7 protein-coding genes are annotated in these 16998 nt (G+C 41.1%); all 7 read right to left on the bottom strand.

Annotated elements, in window-relative coordinates; genetic code table 11:
- Positions 1-46: 46 nt before the first annotated feature.
- Positions 47-5347 carry a hypothetical protein gene (locus Q0890_RS00590; protein ID WP_299216141.1) on the bottom strand — a complete coding sequence of 1767 codons (5301 nt, stop codon included), beginning with the start codon at positions 5345-5347 and terminating at the stop codon, positions 47-49.
- A gap of 141 nt (positions 5348-5488) precedes the next feature.
- Complete coding sequence (locus Q0890_RS00585) at positions 5489-7606, bottom strand: hypothetical protein (RefSeq protein ID WP_299216138.1); 2118 nt, start codon at positions 7604-7606, stop codon at positions 5489-5491.
- Between the two features lie 47 nt (positions 7607-7653).
- Positions 7654-8118, bottom strand: coding sequence for a hypothetical protein (locus tag Q0890_RS00580; RefSeq protein ID WP_299216135.1), 465 nt, complete (start codon positions 8116-8118; stop codon positions 7654-7656).
- 250 nt (positions 8119-8368) lie between these two features.
- The gene (locus Q0890_RS00575) at positions 8369-10459 is read right to left on the bottom strand and encodes a hypothetical protein (RefSeq protein WP_299216132.1); all 2091 of its coding nucleotides are present in this window, start codon (positions 10457-10459) and stop codon (positions 8369-8371) included.
- 512 nt (positions 10460-10971) lie between these two features.
- The gene (locus tag Q0890_RS00570; RefSeq protein ID WP_299216129.1) at positions 10972-13020 is read right to left on the bottom strand and encodes a hypothetical protein; all 2049 of its coding nucleotides are present in this window, start codon (positions 13018-13020) and stop codon (positions 10972-10974) included.
- Between the two features lie 43 nt (positions 13021-13063).
- Positions 13064-13534 (bottom strand): hypothetical protein, encoded by a 471-nt coding sequence (locus tag Q0890_RS00565; RefSeq protein WP_299216126.1) that lies wholly within the window; start codon positions 13532-13534, stop codon positions 13064-13066.
- A gap of 470 nt (positions 13535-14004) precedes the next feature.
- On the bottom strand, positions 14005-16950 hold the full coding sequence (locus Q0890_RS00560) for a hypothetical protein (RefSeq protein WP_299216123.1): 2946 nt from the start codon (positions 16948-16950) through the stop codon (positions 14005-14007).
- Positions 16951-16998: the final 48 nt, after the last annotated feature.

Genomic DNA, 16998 nt, shown 5'->3' with positions numbered 1-16998 from the left:
TACGAAGCTATTTTATCAACAAACATGCTCTCAACAATAGATTTTTTTAGGTCTTAGGCTTAGCGCTTATATGTTTGTTTTTACGTGGGTCGGTACGTTTAAATAAGTCTTCATCAAACTTGAAGCGTAGTCTAAAGTAAGCGCCTTCTTGGGTGCTGTCATCATAGGCGATATCTTCGTCTTCAAAGCCCATAAAGTTATAACCAAGTGATAACCATAAGTTGGTCATTGGACTATAACCAACCTCCGCACCAAGCATATAAGCTAAATCATTGGCTTGATTGTTCCAGTAGGTACCTGCTTGCAAGCCAACATCCCAACGCTCACTAATATCGTATAGACCACGTATATAAGCTGCATGTGCGGTGTTGTCACTCTCAAGGCTATCAGCTTTGTATTGGTTATATTTACCCGCATAATGTCCAGATAACGTTAATGGACGGGTTGGATGGTAGTTGCCACTCCATGACCATATCAGTGAGTCTTTTTGATATGGATCTGTTCCAGTACTGTTGTCGTCTAAGCGATACTCAAGCTTTGCGAGCATATCTAACTGGTTGCTGTCATAATCACGATACGCTGCACCCAGTTGGAAGCGATTAATAGTACGATGGCCGTCATCATAGTCTACTCGTGAGTAGATGTCTTTTGCCAGTAGAGTAATGTCATCAGTATAGCGATAGGCGATACCGGCACTACCTAATAATGTATCACTCGAATTGCCCCAACGTTTCTCTAAGCGACCTGATGCTTTGTAGTTTTCTTGAGCCAAGTATTCAACACCAAAGCCAGCAGCGGTTGCCGTGCTGTCCTCTTCGCCTTCAAGTGATTCAACGCGCTCAAATAAAGTGTTTAGGGTCAGACCTTCTTGGACATACCATTTATTTTTTAGACCAATAGCCGCTTCGGCTTCACGTGCGCTGATGGCATCGCGGGCACGGTATTCACTATAGACTTTACCGTCTTTCATATAAGTGGCATCAAAGCCTACAACAGTGCGCTGACGCTCATCGGTATCATCAAGACCATAGCTACCTGATAAGCTATTGATCAGGTCATGACGCGCATAAAGACGACCTAAATTACCTAATGGAGTTTCACCGCCGATAGAGGTTGCATTACGTGCACTATGATCGATATCTTGCTCATATTCAGCAAATACTAAGGCTTTATTGAGCTTAGGCAAGCGTGCAGTGACGCGAGCGCGAGCCGTCATGCCTTCTATATCTTTTTCTAAAGTATTCACGCCGTTGAGTGCTGACTGGTTAATCAAACTGTCATTAAAGATTGGATTCTCATTTTCATCGACGATATCAGTGTCTACGACGTCGGTCGCTGCTTGCGTATTACGTGAGGCAGCAGTCGCTTCTTGTTTATAATAACGTAGTCCAATTTCACCAACGATGTTTTGGCTTAAGCGCTGCTCAATACTTGCCTGAATGCCTTCGCGACTGGCATTGGTAGTATGGTCTTTAGTACGTATACCTTCAAACGTTAGTACAGTTGTTTTGTTTTTAAATTTATGATTGGCTTCTATCCCAGATTCAGTACGTCCAGCGGTTAGAGGAGAGGCACCTGTAACGAAGCCTTCATCAGCTTTATTATAATAGGCTTTAGCACGCGTGCGGTTTTTGTCGTCGTAATTTAGCTCGATACGTAGGGCATCGCCATCAGTATCGTCGCCATTTAGTATTTCTGCATTGATCTGGTTGCTAGGCTCATAGTTAGGGTTATCCGCTTTACCTTTAGCATACTCTGCAACCAGTTTTAACTTGTCGTTAAATTTAATAACACTATTAACGCTGGCAAGCTGTTCTTTGTTTAATGGGTCATCGCTATTAATATAGCTGCCACCGACAGAGACTTTTTCAGTTAGCTGCTGTTTGGCTGCCACGCCGCCAACCCAGTAGTCTTCGCCGCCTTCATCTACTTCAACTGTAACGCGCAGGTAGATAGGGTTGCCATCAATATCTTGACTGGCAATAGGGGCTTTGAGGTATAGGCTGCGACTAATAGGGTCAATCTCATAGTCTGCAAAGCGAGTCAGGGTTTCACGGCTGATAATTAAGCCAGGATTGTTGGCGTCGCGAATGATAACTTCGATAGTTTCAGAGTTTTCAAGTACCGCGTCAAAGTCGCCAGCAAGTGGATAGGGGCCTGAAATACCGAGACCACGAGTTTCATTGATGCGTTGTGATGAGCTGGTTTCAGCGATAAAAGTTGTAACACGAGTATTGGCATCCTCATATTGGGCTTTAACACCCGTTAAGGTACGGTTGTATTGACCAAGCTTGATACCTTCGTCATTGTCGATCTGAGTTTTTAGGTCACCGTACATCGCAAATGAGCGGCCTTTATCTAAGCGGATATATAGCTTGCTAGTTGACTGAGCATCAAAGCCCTTGGCGGAGGAGTCGCCATAAACTGGATAGTATTCACCTGGATCGATATCACGGAACAGACGTTCGCCTTTTTTGTCGCTATCGTAAGCTAGGGTCAACAGATAATCACCACGTACTTTCCCTTTTAAAAACATCGCCGCGCGACCAGTTGCTGCATAGTCGTCACTGCCTGCAAATTCATGTAGCTCTTGTTCAAATGCGCCTTGAGCATCAGTGATACTGCCGCTATCGAAGTCTTTTAGTGATATAGCGCCTTCTACAATACCTACTGCGATAAGTGGGCGTAGCTTGGCAGTAAACTGTAGCGGAATCACTTGCTTGCTGCTACCAGTATCGATAATTAGCTCACCTTTACCAGGAGCATTTGGCGCAATTACTGGAATCAGTAGCTCGCCACCGTCTACGCTAAACTGGATGCCAGCTTGGTCTTTGTTGTTGTCTTTTAGATTGATACGGCCAATATTGGTATCAATAGTAATAGGTGTCGATGAGATATAAGGAAGATTGTTACGATCTTTTAGGCTAATGACGACTTGGTATTCGCTCACACCATCAGCTTCGATCAAACGCTCTTGAGTACGATAATTAATCGCCTGCAAGCTATCGGGCGCGATGACTTCGATAGTTTGCTCAGAGATAACCTTACCTGTGACGTCAGTTGCGACGCCGCGTAGAGTATTGCTACCGCGCTTAAAATCAACGGCATAATAATCAAAAGCCGTGACATTTTGGTTTGCTTGTTCGGCTGTCTTTCCGATTTTCTCTTCTGGTACCGCTTTACCATTCGCATATAGAGTAAAGTTTGAGCCTAGTGGCGCTTGAACTTGAACCAATTGCTTGTACGAGTTTATCTGTTGACCTGCGCTTAAGTTAATAAAGGCTACATCGTTGTTGGCTACTTTTTTAAGATACTCTTCAAGCTCTTTTTGTTTTGGAGGTGCGACAGTATTGACCGTTAGATTAATACGCTTGTCAGTTGGGTTAGCCATATCGGCAACGATCGCTGAATCACATTGAATACCACGGTCTAATTCATCATTAGACTTACAGCCACTGGCATCGACATTGTCGTCATTATTAAGGTCATAATCAGGCTCCAAAGCCAACTCGCTTTTGACAGCTTGCTCAAGAGCGTCATTTTTGGCACTAATGCTTTTGCTGCGCGTGATAAGTGTTTGATTTAAGCGCTCAGTACTATCGCCCATACCGCCTACTAGCGCAAAATCTGCTCGATGCATCTCGCCATATTTTAGATCAACGAAACGGCTGCCTGCATCGCCTGCATTACGATTGCTTTGAGTAATGAGCTCGGTGCCATTCGGTAAAGTCGTGCGATCGACTTTTAGTACGTGGGTCTTGGCGCTGATACCGTAGAAGTTATATTTACCTTCAGGATCTGTCACGACATAGTTGCCATCTTCCATATAGATACGGACACCAGCGACACCAAGCTCGCCATCTGCTTTTTGCTGAATACCGTCGCGGTTAATGTCATGGTATATTTTACCAATGATGATCCCATCGGTATTCATAACACCGCGACTGACATCGATAGGCCATTGCGCTTCTAACGACGCTAATGTGTTGTTATTTTCATCACGACCGTGTGCAGTCGCGCGGTTGATACCATCACCGCCCAATGCTGATGAGCCAATCAACACACGATAATTGATATTTTTACTCTCACCAATGGCCATATCGCCCAAACCTAAAACTTGATATTTTCCCTCAGTTTTAAACTCAGTAGTTTGGCTATTATCAACGCGCAGGCTGCCGGTCACATAATCGAAACCACGTGGTAGCGCATCTTTTAATTGGACGTCATAAGCAGTCGCTGCACCATCGTTTTTTACGGTAATACTATAGTTAACATAATTACCAAGATCGGCAGATTTGACATCACCTTCTTTAGTCACCTGTAAGTTAGGAGACTCATTGATGATGGCGATATCACTGCTGATTTGCTCATCAATATAGCTAAAATGAGACGCATTAGGTTGCTCATTTAATCCAACTTCTTTGTCAATACAAGCAACCAATTTGGCTTGTAGCGTATCGCCTTGCAACGTTTGTACGATATTGTCATTAAGCGCATTGGCATTGTTTTGTGTTGGTGCTGACAAACGGTACTTACCCGTATTGTCACCCGTTTCGACAGCTTTAAGAGAGTAGGTGTCTTTCGTTTTCGGTGAAGTAATAGTCACCCAGATTTGATCTGGCTTATCAGGCTGTACATTACACTGTGCGTAACTGGCCTCAACATAAATATCGCTACCAATTTGTGAGTTTCTTTTACCACCAGTAAAGTTCCAAGACATAAAGTTAATACTAGGCTTAACGATGATTAGGCTGTCGGACACTGCGGCCTTAACTGACTCATCTTCAACGACGACTGCGCCGATCTTAATGTCAGCAGTATCGCCATCTTGCGCATTTCTGTCAGTAAGGGCTTGTACGATGAGCTGGATACTCTCACCTTGCCCGATTTTGATTGAATTAACATTAGTAATTAATAAATCATCTGAATCAATCAGACCGTCTTTATTGATATCTTGATAGACTTTAAAGTTAGATAGGCTGCTTGGGATATCATAGCTTAGCGCGATAGTCTCATCACTATAACTGTTATTAGTCAGCACGTTTTTCCATATCACTTCACTACCAGACGCTACAGTCTGTAATGGTGATTGGCTTAGGCGAAGGTCATACTTCTCTAACGCTGATGCTTGGACTTTTACTTGGTTTGAGGTGCTGGTCAGTAATACGTCTTTATCGTTATTGACATAATATTGAGCATTGGCAATATTGTCGATGATGCTAAGTACATCAGACGTCGCTGCCGCAGCGGAATTTGATTGCATAATCAGTATGGCTGCAGTTAATGCAGACAGTTTGGCTGCTTTAGCCGATAGACGAGTAGACTGAGCGATACAGTGAAGTGTCATATTAAATGATTATCCAATCAAATCCAAAAAAGGGACTGTCTTTGCTTATTTGTAGAGCAACATAAACAAAGACAATTTTTGCGTTATCTATAATCTTAATTACAGATAACGGTATCTAAAAATAAATTGGCTTACAGGGTATTAAAGACTGCCATCCGCACCAGTAGGATTGATTTGTACGGCAAACACCAACGCTGCATATTTTTGCGGTGCTAAGCTGGTTACCTCACCACTAATAGCAGTAGCGCCAATCGTTGCTCCATAACTATTGTCTACAGGTAATGCGTTTGCGTTAGCTACGTCGTCAAGCTTGACGGTGAAGGCTGGAGTAGTATTTGTAGTTAGTATTTGCGCTTTATTATCGAAACGATCTGTCGTATCTGTTATGATCAAATCATCGAAAGTAAATCGAGCATCTACATTCGAAAATTGGTTAAAAGCTGTAATCTTATAGACGATACAATCGCCAGGTTCAGCTGCGACATCGTCCTTTGTAAATGTGAGGGTAGCACCAGCGGCACAAGCTTTATTTAACGCTTGTTTTTTATCAAGAGTCAGACCTTTTACTTGCGTTTTGTTTTGTACGAGACGCTCACCTGTCGTCGGTACATCATTACCGCCCAATACCATAGCCACAGTGATGTTTTCAGTAGTGCCTACAACTGCATCGTTAGATTCTACATCATAGTTAATGGTGATCTTGGAGCCTGGAGCCATGCCAGTCCAAGGTGGCGCGCCATCTTTGGGTACCGCATTGGTCAGCTCATTATCACCATTAATATCTCGTAAGATGGTATAGGTTGCATTCGGTGTGGCTGGATTATTATCGTCATATACAAGCTCAACGGAACCTGTGACTACAGTAACTTTGTTATTGGCGTCTGGAGCGATCGTGAATTTTACTTCGCCTGGCTCATCACCTTCTACCTCTTTACCGGTGTTTTGGATGACAGCTGAATGAGTGACTAAGGTTGTCTCTGAGGTATTGGTAGGAATCTCTTTAGTAGTAGGTGTAACAAGATTGATTGCACGTTGATTGGCAACTAATGGCGCTGCAGAGTCGCTACCGGTAACTGTACTAACTGAGCCATCTGTGACCTCACTGTCATCACCGGCCGGGTAAAACTCATCAGTATTCTGCTCAGGAGCAGTACTGTCAGTACTATCAACCATAACTACGCTGTTACCAAGATTTAATTTGACAGAGGCATGGTTGATTGTCTTTTTAGGATCTGCAAGAGGTTCGGCCTGATCTCTTTGCACATCGAAGGTAATAGTTGCTGTTTCACCTGGTGCTAAATTCAATAAAGTAACTTTGATACTGTCGTTTGCCGTACTATTACCTTTGCCTTCAATACCCGGTACGATAGTGGCATTGTTACTGACACTTAAGTTTGGCTGATCAGCCAAACGTAAGCCTTCTGGTAAACCATCAAAAACCGTAATGTTTTCAGCGTTTACTGCATAAGAGGCAGTTTCATCGTTACGAACCGTGACGGTATAAGTGACTTTAGAGGTTGGGTCATTTAAGTTTAGAGTGCTACTTACTTTACTGGTGATTTTGAAGACAGGTAATTTGGTTTGGCTGTTGTTCACGTTAGTAAGGGGCGTTGTCGTTGCATTATTATCAGGATTTGTAAAGAATGCACTAGAAGCTGATAATGTTAGGTTTTGTGAATTACCACCAACATTTCCCTTGGTTTTTGCAGCGATTGAAATATCAGCACGTTCATTAGGTTGAAGTTGGATTTCAGTGCTTTGGAATTCTGTACCAGTAACAGTGGTCGAGCTCTTTACAGAATTATCTGCATTATAGATAGTGTAGGTAACATTGGTAGCGTCTAGATCATAAGAGCTTGTTGGATCTTGGCCAAACTCTGCACCTGGAATTGTGCCGCCCTGAGCCAAGTTAAGCGTATAAGTGTCTTTTACGTTACCTGAGTTGGTTAAAGTATGATTAAAAGTTACTCGGCCTTTAGGGGTTACGGTCAAGTTACGGTTATAGTCATCGGCAGCATTATCATCATCGTTTTTAGCGGTTAAACTAAAAGCGGCACTTTGAGTGATATTAACGGTTACCGGATTAGAGTTGACAGGCGTTTGAGAGACAGTGCCGATTTTATAGGTAGCACTGGCTATGTTTTCGATGCTAGGAGCTGATTCGGCGACGACTTCTGCTGCGTTGGCTGCACTGCTAATGCCCAATGCTGCGGCGATACCGACTGTTAATACTGAGTACTTAAAGTTGCTGGATTTCATCCAGAGATTCTCCTGAGTAAAAAAATGAAAAGCTAAGGTCAAAGGGTTTATTTAACGGAGGTATTAAGTGATACGTCAGCTGACTTATTTGCAGGAAGTAATTTGATATTCCAGCGCAGGGCTTTGTATTCAGATAATGGAACCTTGACGACTTTGCCATCTACTTTGCGCATAAGCGGCATATCAGCATAATTTTTGCCATCGATAGTCGCTTGTGCACTGTTTGGTTTTGCATCACCAGTGAATGTCATGCTGGCAGGGATAGGCAGGGTTACAGCGACATCACTAATAGGCTGATCGATGATATTGGTATAAGTGGCGCGGTATTGAACGGTTTCACCTTTCTGAGCATTTGACGCTGCGATATAGTTGAACTTACCATCAGCGGTTTTGACAACTTTATTAGCCTGTAACTCCATCTTTAGTGCATCCGCTGCATAAGATATATTGATTAGACATGCAGACACCGTAGTGGCAACAAGAGCATGGCGTAAAAATTGAAATGATTTCATATCATGTTCCTCGTTTGGATAATATCTACATGCAATATTCTTGCCAACTTATAAAAATATAAGTAAAAACAATTGTTTACTATAAGTGCTAGCGGCTTTTTCTACATTTTTATTCTTACAAAAAATTTATAAGTAAACACTAAAGAACCGATAAACGACGTTTATCGGTTCTTTAATGGATATAAGAGAATATTTAACAAGCTATAGCTTTAGTTTTAGTTTTCCAAAGTAGTAATCGATAGAAGCTTATTTATGGGGTTGTATTTTTGGCGCCATATTTGGTGTTGAAATATAAAGTAGCTTTGGTCGGCTCTGTCGAGGATGCAGACGTTTTTGATAAATTAAAACTATCAGATATGATGGTGCCGTTTTGGCCCATAGGCGCTGACGTATTGGTACTTTTAAATACTGATGAAGGGTTCCCTAGCGGTTTGGGTAGATTAAAGATTGACTCAACAGGAGTGCGCTGTAAAGAGTCGTTGATACTAACCTCATTTAGGTCAACGTGACCACGGTTATACGCTTCCAATTTATAAGCGATACAGTTACCTGGCTCGACATCATTGGCAGAATTGGTACTAAATCCTGTCGTTGGTTGATTGGTAGTGGCAACATTGGGATAGCTGAGTGCGCTGTCACAAGTATGCACATATTGAGATTTTTTAAGTACCAGTGCGGTGTTGTCTGCTTTTACTTCACCAAAATCAAGATTGCGTGTAATATTGCCTGAGCTGTCCTTTTCGGTTTTGTAATTATAAACATTGGCAACTAGCGTGACTTCTTTAGTATTAACAGTCGTATCTTCACTATATTCCCAAGCGCTTGGCTCAGTTTCGATTAAGCACACTTTTAATCTACCCACTAGCGCATTTGGACTAACACTGAAACTGTACCTACCAGTATTGGCTGCTGCGCTTGAAACCGTTTGTGGATTTGGTGAGGTAGATACGATATTGTTGCCATTGCAGTCAGTCAGCCTGATTCGTAAACCACTGTCAAAAATACCTGATTCATTGTTGTCAAAGACACCATTGTAGTAATTGCTATTACTCGTAAAAGTAGTCGAAATGTCTTGCTTGGTATTGGCGTTAGCGATGATGCCACCATTGTCATTAAAAACGATACCTGCAAATGTATAACTCAACGGAACAGATGGACTATTGGTGATAGTACAAGTAATCTCGTCGCCATAAGCGGCATTAGCAAGGGTAAATGACCGCGTTTTTGCCGCTGCGTTGTAGTTCATCGCGGTCGTGGGCATGATAGTTGTGCTGCCAGTCGTTGCATTACTACACGTATAAGCTGCGTTATAAGTGACGATATCGCCGTTGTTTAGATTGTTTGTGACCCGCTCAGTAATGGTATAAGTAGTATTGGTTGCCAGATCTACGACGCCACTATTATCATTAGTAACGACTTGTCCTGAGCCAGTCGTTTCAAACGTTTTTAGTGATGTGGCACTATTGTCGACACTGATAGAGAACTGATCACGATTGATATTAGTGTCGTTAACGCGATTGCCATCAAGCTGTTTTTTGACAATAAGTTTGGGAGGCGCTAGGCAGAAGTAAAAGTCTGAATAGCCAATAGCATGAGGGCTATTTCTTTGCGTGAACGTATTGCTATGCTTTAGATTGAGAAGAGCATCAGCAATGTTATAATTCCAAGCAGCGTCAATAGTACATTCTCCACTACCACAGTTCAGCCCTTCGCGCGCTCTTACGATATTATTGGCAGTATTAATAGTGTGATAATTGGCATTAGCAGTCAGTTGTCCTTTATTAGCAGAGACATCGACTTGTTCGATATAGGGCACTTGACCAGAGCTGCCAGTTGAATCCAAATCTTGTATTTTATAACCGATTTTACTCACTGACCGATTAACGCTAATATCTAAAGTATGATTAATTCTGGTAGCAGGGGAGTTGTGAATTAAATTAATTGCTGAGGTGGTAGCACCGTTAAGAGATCCATAAATTGGAGGCGTGCCGCCATAGTTACTATTTAAATCTAAAAGCAGCGGAAAATTGATCAAAAAAGTCTTATTACCAGATGATTCTACAAAGGTAAAAGTATTGGAAGGATTGCCCGTCGTCCAATTAAGGGTTTGCGAATTAATCGGACTATACGCTGGTGGGTTTGCGCCAATGTAATACATCTTATGATTCGAAGGACAGCTACCTACTACGGAGTTTGGAGTCGTTGTCGGCAAAAAGGGATTGGCCTGTACGTTCTGACTGTGTGCGCTTAGCCCTATGAACAGCATGGTAGATGTCGTTAAACCAAGCGCTATTCGAGCACTGATGTATGTTCTATAAATAGTATGGCTGCTTTTTTGCATCTTATTCTCTCGAGGCTAAATTCACTTTAAACATCGTAATACTGAATGGTCAAAGTATTTGTGTCGTAGACGGTAGATTGGCAATTATTAAAGGCAAAAAGTCGCCAAATTCAAATATCTTATGCAAAATATATGTGCAAGATATATGCCATAAACTAAATATTGACTTAAGTTGACATTAACGACGGTTAGCCTAAATAAATAAGCTGTATTAAATTTAGAAATATAAAGTTAAGTAGGATTACAGCAGTTTGTTTGCCGAAAATTGGCACGTTATGCAAAATCGGTTACGCAAACCTGAAATGTGAGTTTATATTTTGAAAAGAGTATATGTATAACAAAGTGATAGGTTATAAGTACCGATAAAAGCTAGGTAGGAGATTGTGGTTGGAAAACGGACGTTAAAAAATAGGAGTCAGGGAACTAAAGTTGGCGCTATCTTAATATGCGATTAAGGTAGCGCTTTGAGTCTTAAATACAATATGTCTTAAATACAATATATGAGAATTTAGTTAAGGTTGGTTAGTACTACCTGTCTGAGATATTTTGGCAGAGAAATAAATAGTGCCTGTTTCATTTGCAGCTAAGTTATCGAATGTAGCGACTAAGTTTGGCTTACTATAAGTTGCTGTAGCTGCAAGTGAACTTCCTGATGTCTCAGAACTAAAGTCTTTTTCATACTCGATTTTAGGTGTCTCTAACGTGTCTGTTACTATTAGACCGCTAATCACGTTAGTTGCATCGGTAAAAGTGTTTTCTGCAGTAATCTTATAATAAACGCAGTTGCCAGGCTTGGCTTCACCACCACTGATAGGGTCACTTGTCCAGCTAAGGGTAGTCAAATCTGCTTTACAGGCGGCTACTGCCTGATACTTGAGTAGACTGACGCCTTTCATAGTAGTAGTCGAGCTCACACTGGTGTTAGCAGGGGCAGGGGTGCCAGCAACTGGGCCTTGTGGCAATACAGTAATAGCCATGGTTTCAGAGTCATCGATATTATTTGTGCCACTTGCAAGGTTGCTACCTGAACCATTTGTATTTACTGTTACACCGATCTTTACAAACTCATCAGGCGCTAGGCCAGACTTGGCTGCTTCATTAAGATCATACCCCTTATTCGTTTTGGTCAAAACAGTTTCGCCACTATCATAGCTACCATTATCATTGGCATCGACAAACACTTCTGCTTCATTGATAGTAATGTTGGCATCATCAACAGTTGGGACAACTGTAAAGTAAACTTTATCAGGACTAGCAGCTTCGGTGATATCTGTCCCTTTATTAGTGATGGTATAGATATAAGTATTGTTTTGGCTGATGAGGGCAACTTCTTTGTCTAGAGTATTGCTCTTAACCGTCAAATTACGAGTCTGGCTACTGGTAGTAATAGTAGCGTTAGAGTTGCTATCTTTACCTTTGTAATTAGTAGCAGTGGTATCTTCGTAGGTTTTTTCAGAGACTGACGTATCTGCATCATCACCTGAGCTGTCGACAAGATCAAAAGAACCATTGCCATCAACATCATCTTCAACGAGTGCATAATTGGTGATATTGGTACCAGTAGCCGGCGTAGTCGTATCTTTTTTTGCACGGAAAGTCACGGTAATGGTCTCATTCATTTTGATATCTTGACCAATAACCGTTATCTCTTTGCCAGTGGTTGAAATATTTGCATCTTTAGCTGTACTTGTACCAGAGGCGACTACGGTAGGCGCTATATAGTTATCTTCTCCAGTCTTTATAGCCACCAAACCTGCAGGTAAGGCGTCAGTAATTTTGACTGCTGTACCATCGATATTACCTTCGTTTTTCACAGTAATCGTATAGTCAACATAGGCGTTGGCATTGTTGGTATCGAATATCTTATTGTTAAGATTGGTGGTCGCAGACTTAGTAATGGCATAGACAGGGGTGGTTGTAATAGCGTTATTGGTATTGGTCGCTCTTTTATCTGCTGTCGTCTGACCTTTGTTTGTCAAGTACGCACTAGTGGCTGTAACCGTAAAGGAGGTATTATGACCAATAACCCGATCACTATTTGATGTGGCAGTGATAGTAAGATCAGCAGTTTGGCCTGGTTTAAGCGTTATCGTTCCACCAATTGCAATGGTCTCAGAGTTACCAACATTGGTGTTACCTTCTTTTATTTGATATTTGATGGTAGCGCTAGCAGGCAGGCTGTTTGATGGATTGGCCAAACTAATAGTATAAGTATCAGAGATGTTACCATCGTTGCTAAGCGTATGGCTAAAATCTACTGAAGAGCCTGAGCTGGGATTGATAGCCACGTTTTCGTTTAGGTCATCGCCAATGTTACCATCATCATTTTTAGCAACTAGGCTAAATGCACCCGTTTCAGTCACATTGACGACGACTTCATTTGACTCGGCTTTCTGCTCAGTCGTATTGTTGGCGACAGTATAAGTAGCCGTTGCCTTGTTCGTCACAGAAAAAGCATTGTCCTCATCATATACTACATCAGCAGCGTTTGCAGCAGTCATACTCATAGCGGCTACAATACCAGCTGTTAATACTGAACGTTTGAACATAGTGGTTTTCATATAAAGAATCTCCTAAAAGTATTGCAAAAAGTGGTTAAAATTATTAATTGATAATAGTATTGAGGGACACGTCTGCCAGTTTGTTTGCCGGAAGCCATTTAATATTCCAGCGTAATGCTTTATATTCGGTCAATGGTACCCTGACGGCTTTACCATCTACTTTTCGTATGAGTGGTATATCTGCATAGTTTTTACCGTCGATAGTCGCTTGCGCACTTTTTGGTTGTGCTTCACCAGTAAAGGTCATATTGGCAGGAATAGGCAGGGTTACAGCGACATTACTAATTGGCTGATTGATAGTATTGGTATAGGTGGCACGGTATTGTACGGTCTCACCCTTCTGAGCATTGGATACAACGACATAACGAGCTTTGCCATCGGCGTTTTTTATAATTTTAGTAGCTTGTAGTTCCATCTTTAATGCATCAGCTGCTTGAGCGGTATGAAAGAACGCTGTAGATACTATCGTGGTTGTTATTAGTATTTTTAGATAACGTTTGGCAGCTATAATCATAATTAACTCCTTTCTCGACTTATTGATATCGGCATTACAAAAGCCTTGATATGATGTAAATCTAGCTTCTCTGAAAATACGAATAACTTTATTGCCTTTCTACAGACAAAAGGTATACGTACATTTCATGTTGCAAAATGTATATTTATATTAATAAGACTCGTTAAGTGTCCTTATATAGTTAATAAAGAATATAAACGCAAATTACTGCTATTGCGCCCGAAATCAGATGGATGGAGTTTTGGACTTGTTAAGCGGTAGCGGTTAAAAATCAACCTTATTTAAGTCTTTATTATTAATATTGGGTTCATAGTTCGTTAAACAAAATGATAAAAATTGACAAATATAATTGGGTTGAGTACAGGCATCTTAAATTATTTAGACTGCGTCGAACCATACTGAGTGTTAAAATAAAAGCCACGCTTTTCTCTTTTGGGTAGAGACATAGGTATGGTTGTAATTGTGCCATTTTAACCGTTACTTAAACCATCATTAAAGATACCAGATGCTCGAGTTGGAGCTGCTAGTACAGAAGTCACAGTAGGGTCTGCAGGGTTATTAGGGTCGTTTCGCTGTAATACGTCTCGCATGACAAAGTTATCAATAGCAATATTTGCTCGATTGGTAGCAGTGATCTTGTAGGCGATGCACTGACCGGGTTTAATGTCTGTCCCTATTCCGGATGTAGAGCTAGAAAGTGGGTTTTTGCTATAGGTTAAGCTAGTAAAATTGGTAAATGTACAGTTATTGGCTGCTTGTTCTTTTTCTAGGACCAACGCTGCATTGTTAGCAATGACCCTACCAAAATCATTGTTCGTGTAGCTATAACTGTCTGCAATTAGTGTGATGCTTTGCTTTTCAGTTGTTGTGCGAATAGGGTAAGCTGGATTTGTAGCGTTATTAATTTCGACAAGACAGACAGGATTGTTACCAGCTAATGTAGAGCTAGCGACAGTAATTTGATATTTGCCTGTAGTGCTACCAGAGTTCTCTACAGCTTTCGTAGCATAAACAGTACTGGCATTGGTGCAGTTCACCAAACTAACGGTACTACCAGCTATTCCAGTTTCAGTTGCAGTATCAAACAGTCCATTGAAGTAGTTAGCATTGTTATATGTACCATTAAGAAAGTTAGCGTTTCTCACATCTGCTTGAGCGTCAGTAATACCACCATTATCATTAAAGACAATACCTGAGAATGTATAGCTCGCTGGACTGTTAGTGATGGTGCAAGTGATCTCATCACCATAAGTGGTATTGGCAATAGTGAATGATCGAGTTTTGGCAGTTGCATCATATTGCATCGCAGCAGTCGGTATGACAGTAGTGCTATTGGTAGTCGCGTTGGTACAGGTGTAAGTCGCATTATAATGGGATATATCACCAAGCGTAGATCCATTCATGACTCGCTCAGTAATCGTGTAATTTGTGCTTTCTGCTAAGCTTAAGACCTTACTACTATCGTTGTTGATGGTTGCACCTGTGCCAGTTGTAGTAAAGCTATTGGCCGTAATTGATCCACCAGTAACCTTAATCTCAAACTGATCACGCTTGCTGTCTGTGTCATGAATACGATTGCCATTTAATGCTTTTTTGACGATTAGCTTGGGCGGGGCAAGACAGAAATAGAAGTCTGAGTAGCCCATCAAGTGATTACCGGTAGATGATGTCGTAGATGCTTCAGAATAGGTGTTGCCATGAGTCACTACAAACGGTGTGTTTGCTGAATTGTAACCCCAATCTACGTTGAAATTACATGAGTTAGAAGTGCTACAGTTGTTCCATTGAGTACCAGATATGGTCCTGTTACTATTCGAAAATGAAAAATAATCATTTCGATATTTTGATAACAGTCCACCAGCAGTCACAAGTGACATTGATTCAATATATTTGCCAATCTCATTAGTATCTAAGTCTTGAACGACAAAACCGTATTTTGAGACAGGTCTATCGATAGTGGCGGTTAGCTTGTGATTGATTGCAGCACGTTGGCTACTATGAAACATGTTAAGGGCATTTTCTGTCGCATTGGAATTGCTACCATAGCTTGGATAACCAGAAAGCAGATGTTCAATCTCAGAAAAAGCCAATTTAAATTTAATGCCATTAAAAGTGTATTCGTTACTCACGCTTCCATTGGCCCAGCTTATATTTGACGGTTGGATAGCGCCGGCAGGTTTATTTGCGCCAAAGTAATACATCTGATGCCCGCTTGAACAAGTAGCTGGCGTAGTAGTTGAGCCTCCGTCAAATATTGAGGTCACTGTGTTGCTATCACTTGCACTTTTGGTGGACAAGGTTGTATGACTAATAGTTGCAGTATTAGTCACAGTTGAACCTGTAGACGCAGAAACAAATGTAGGTATTCTAATGCTATAGCTTTTGCCCACAGCTATAGATGGGATAGTAAATCCTGCTCCTTCTAGTTGAGATACTGTCGGTACAGTAGTACAACTATTGCTAGTATCTGTCGTATCACACGTGATGCTAGATCGTTTGCTGAGTCCTGAGACTATAGGATCTTTTAAAATTATATCGTTTAAGGTAGTGCTACCAGTATTGGTGACTTTTATAATATAGTTAGTAGTATTATTCGTGCCGATACTGTTGATACCGTCAGTCTTAGATATATCATAAGATAAAGGCGGGGTATAACAGTAATTATCTACCCGAAAATCTATATCCTGATTTGAAGGTTTCCTAACTTCGTCAGTATGACCATAGCTCATTGTTACTGAGTCTACAGGTTGCGAAAACGAGATAGAAGCTTGACAGCTCGTATCAAGGACTGTACTACATTGGACATCTTTATTTGGAAAAAATATATTTTGAGAGTTTGTTATGTTGGAGCCACCAAATGTTTTGTTGGCAATGATATCACCGCTTGCAGTCTTACCAGTAATTGTTACTTTATCACTCCAGCCTCTACCATTATTAGTATTAGGAATGCTTCTATCAATATCGAAAATACTCAAGGCAACATTACTTAAATACAAAGGAGTAGCGTTGCTAGAATTCCGAAAGCTAAGGGTAATAGCAGTCGTTGTCAAATTTTTATCATTACCAGTTTTGTCAACATGAAGATAGGTACTTCCGATTGAAGGCGTAACAGTAGAATTTTTGGTTTGTGAAATATTCATATTGACACTGAGAGGTATGGTGTTCGCAGGTGTACCTGCTATCGCTACATAATTATTATTATTGTAGCTCGACAATAAATTGGCATAGTCGTTATCTGCAAATTTACCTTGAACAGTGCTAGAAGGACAAATAGCTCCTGGGTTTGGCTCAAGCGCAAACGATAAGTTACTCATTAACCAAAAAGCTATAAAGGTGGTTAACGCCACTATTCGATACATATAATGACTGAATGAACAGTTACTGATTGAATCTAAGAAGCGTTGAACCTGATACATATTACTGTTCCTGAATCGAATATAGGCCTAACTTGTATATTTATTTAC

The organism is uncultured Psychrobacter sp., assembly GCF_947488565.1.
GTDB classification, from domain to species: domain Bacteria; phylum Pseudomonadota; class Gammaproteobacteria; order Pseudomonadales; family Moraxellaceae; genus Psychrobacter; species Psychrobacter saeujeotis.
This window is presented reverse-complemented; position numbering and strand designations above follow the sequence as displayed.

Excerpts from the sequence above, each read along its gene's own strand:
- Q0890_RS00560 (WP_299216123.1), bottom strand. The coding sequence starts at position 16,950 with ATGTATCAGGTTCAACGCTTCTTAGATTCAATCAGTAACTGTTCATTC.
- Q0890_RS00570 (WP_299216129.1), bottom strand. The coding sequence starts at position 13,020 with ATGAAAACCACTATGTTCAAACGTTCAGTATTAACAGCTGGTATTGTA.
- Q0890_RS00575 (WP_299216132.1), bottom strand. The coding sequence starts at position 10,459 with ATGCAAAAAAGCAGCCATACTATTTATAGAACATACATCAGTGCTCGA.
- Q0890_RS00580 (WP_299216135.1), bottom strand. The coding sequence starts at position 8,118 with ATGAAATCATTTCAATTTTTACGCCATGCTCTTGTTGCCACTACGGTG.
- Q0890_RS00565 (WP_299216126.1), bottom strand. The coding sequence starts at position 13,534 with ATGATTATAGCTGCCAAACGTTATCTAAAAATACTAATAACAACCACG.
- Q0890_RS00585 (WP_299216138.1), bottom strand. The coding sequence starts at position 7,606 with ATGAAATCCAGCAACTTTAAGTACTCAGTATTAACAGTCGGTATCGCC.
- Q0890_RS00590 (WP_299216141.1), bottom strand. The coding sequence starts at position 5,347 with ATGACACTTCACTGTATCGCTCAGTCTACTCGTCTATCGGCTAAAGCA.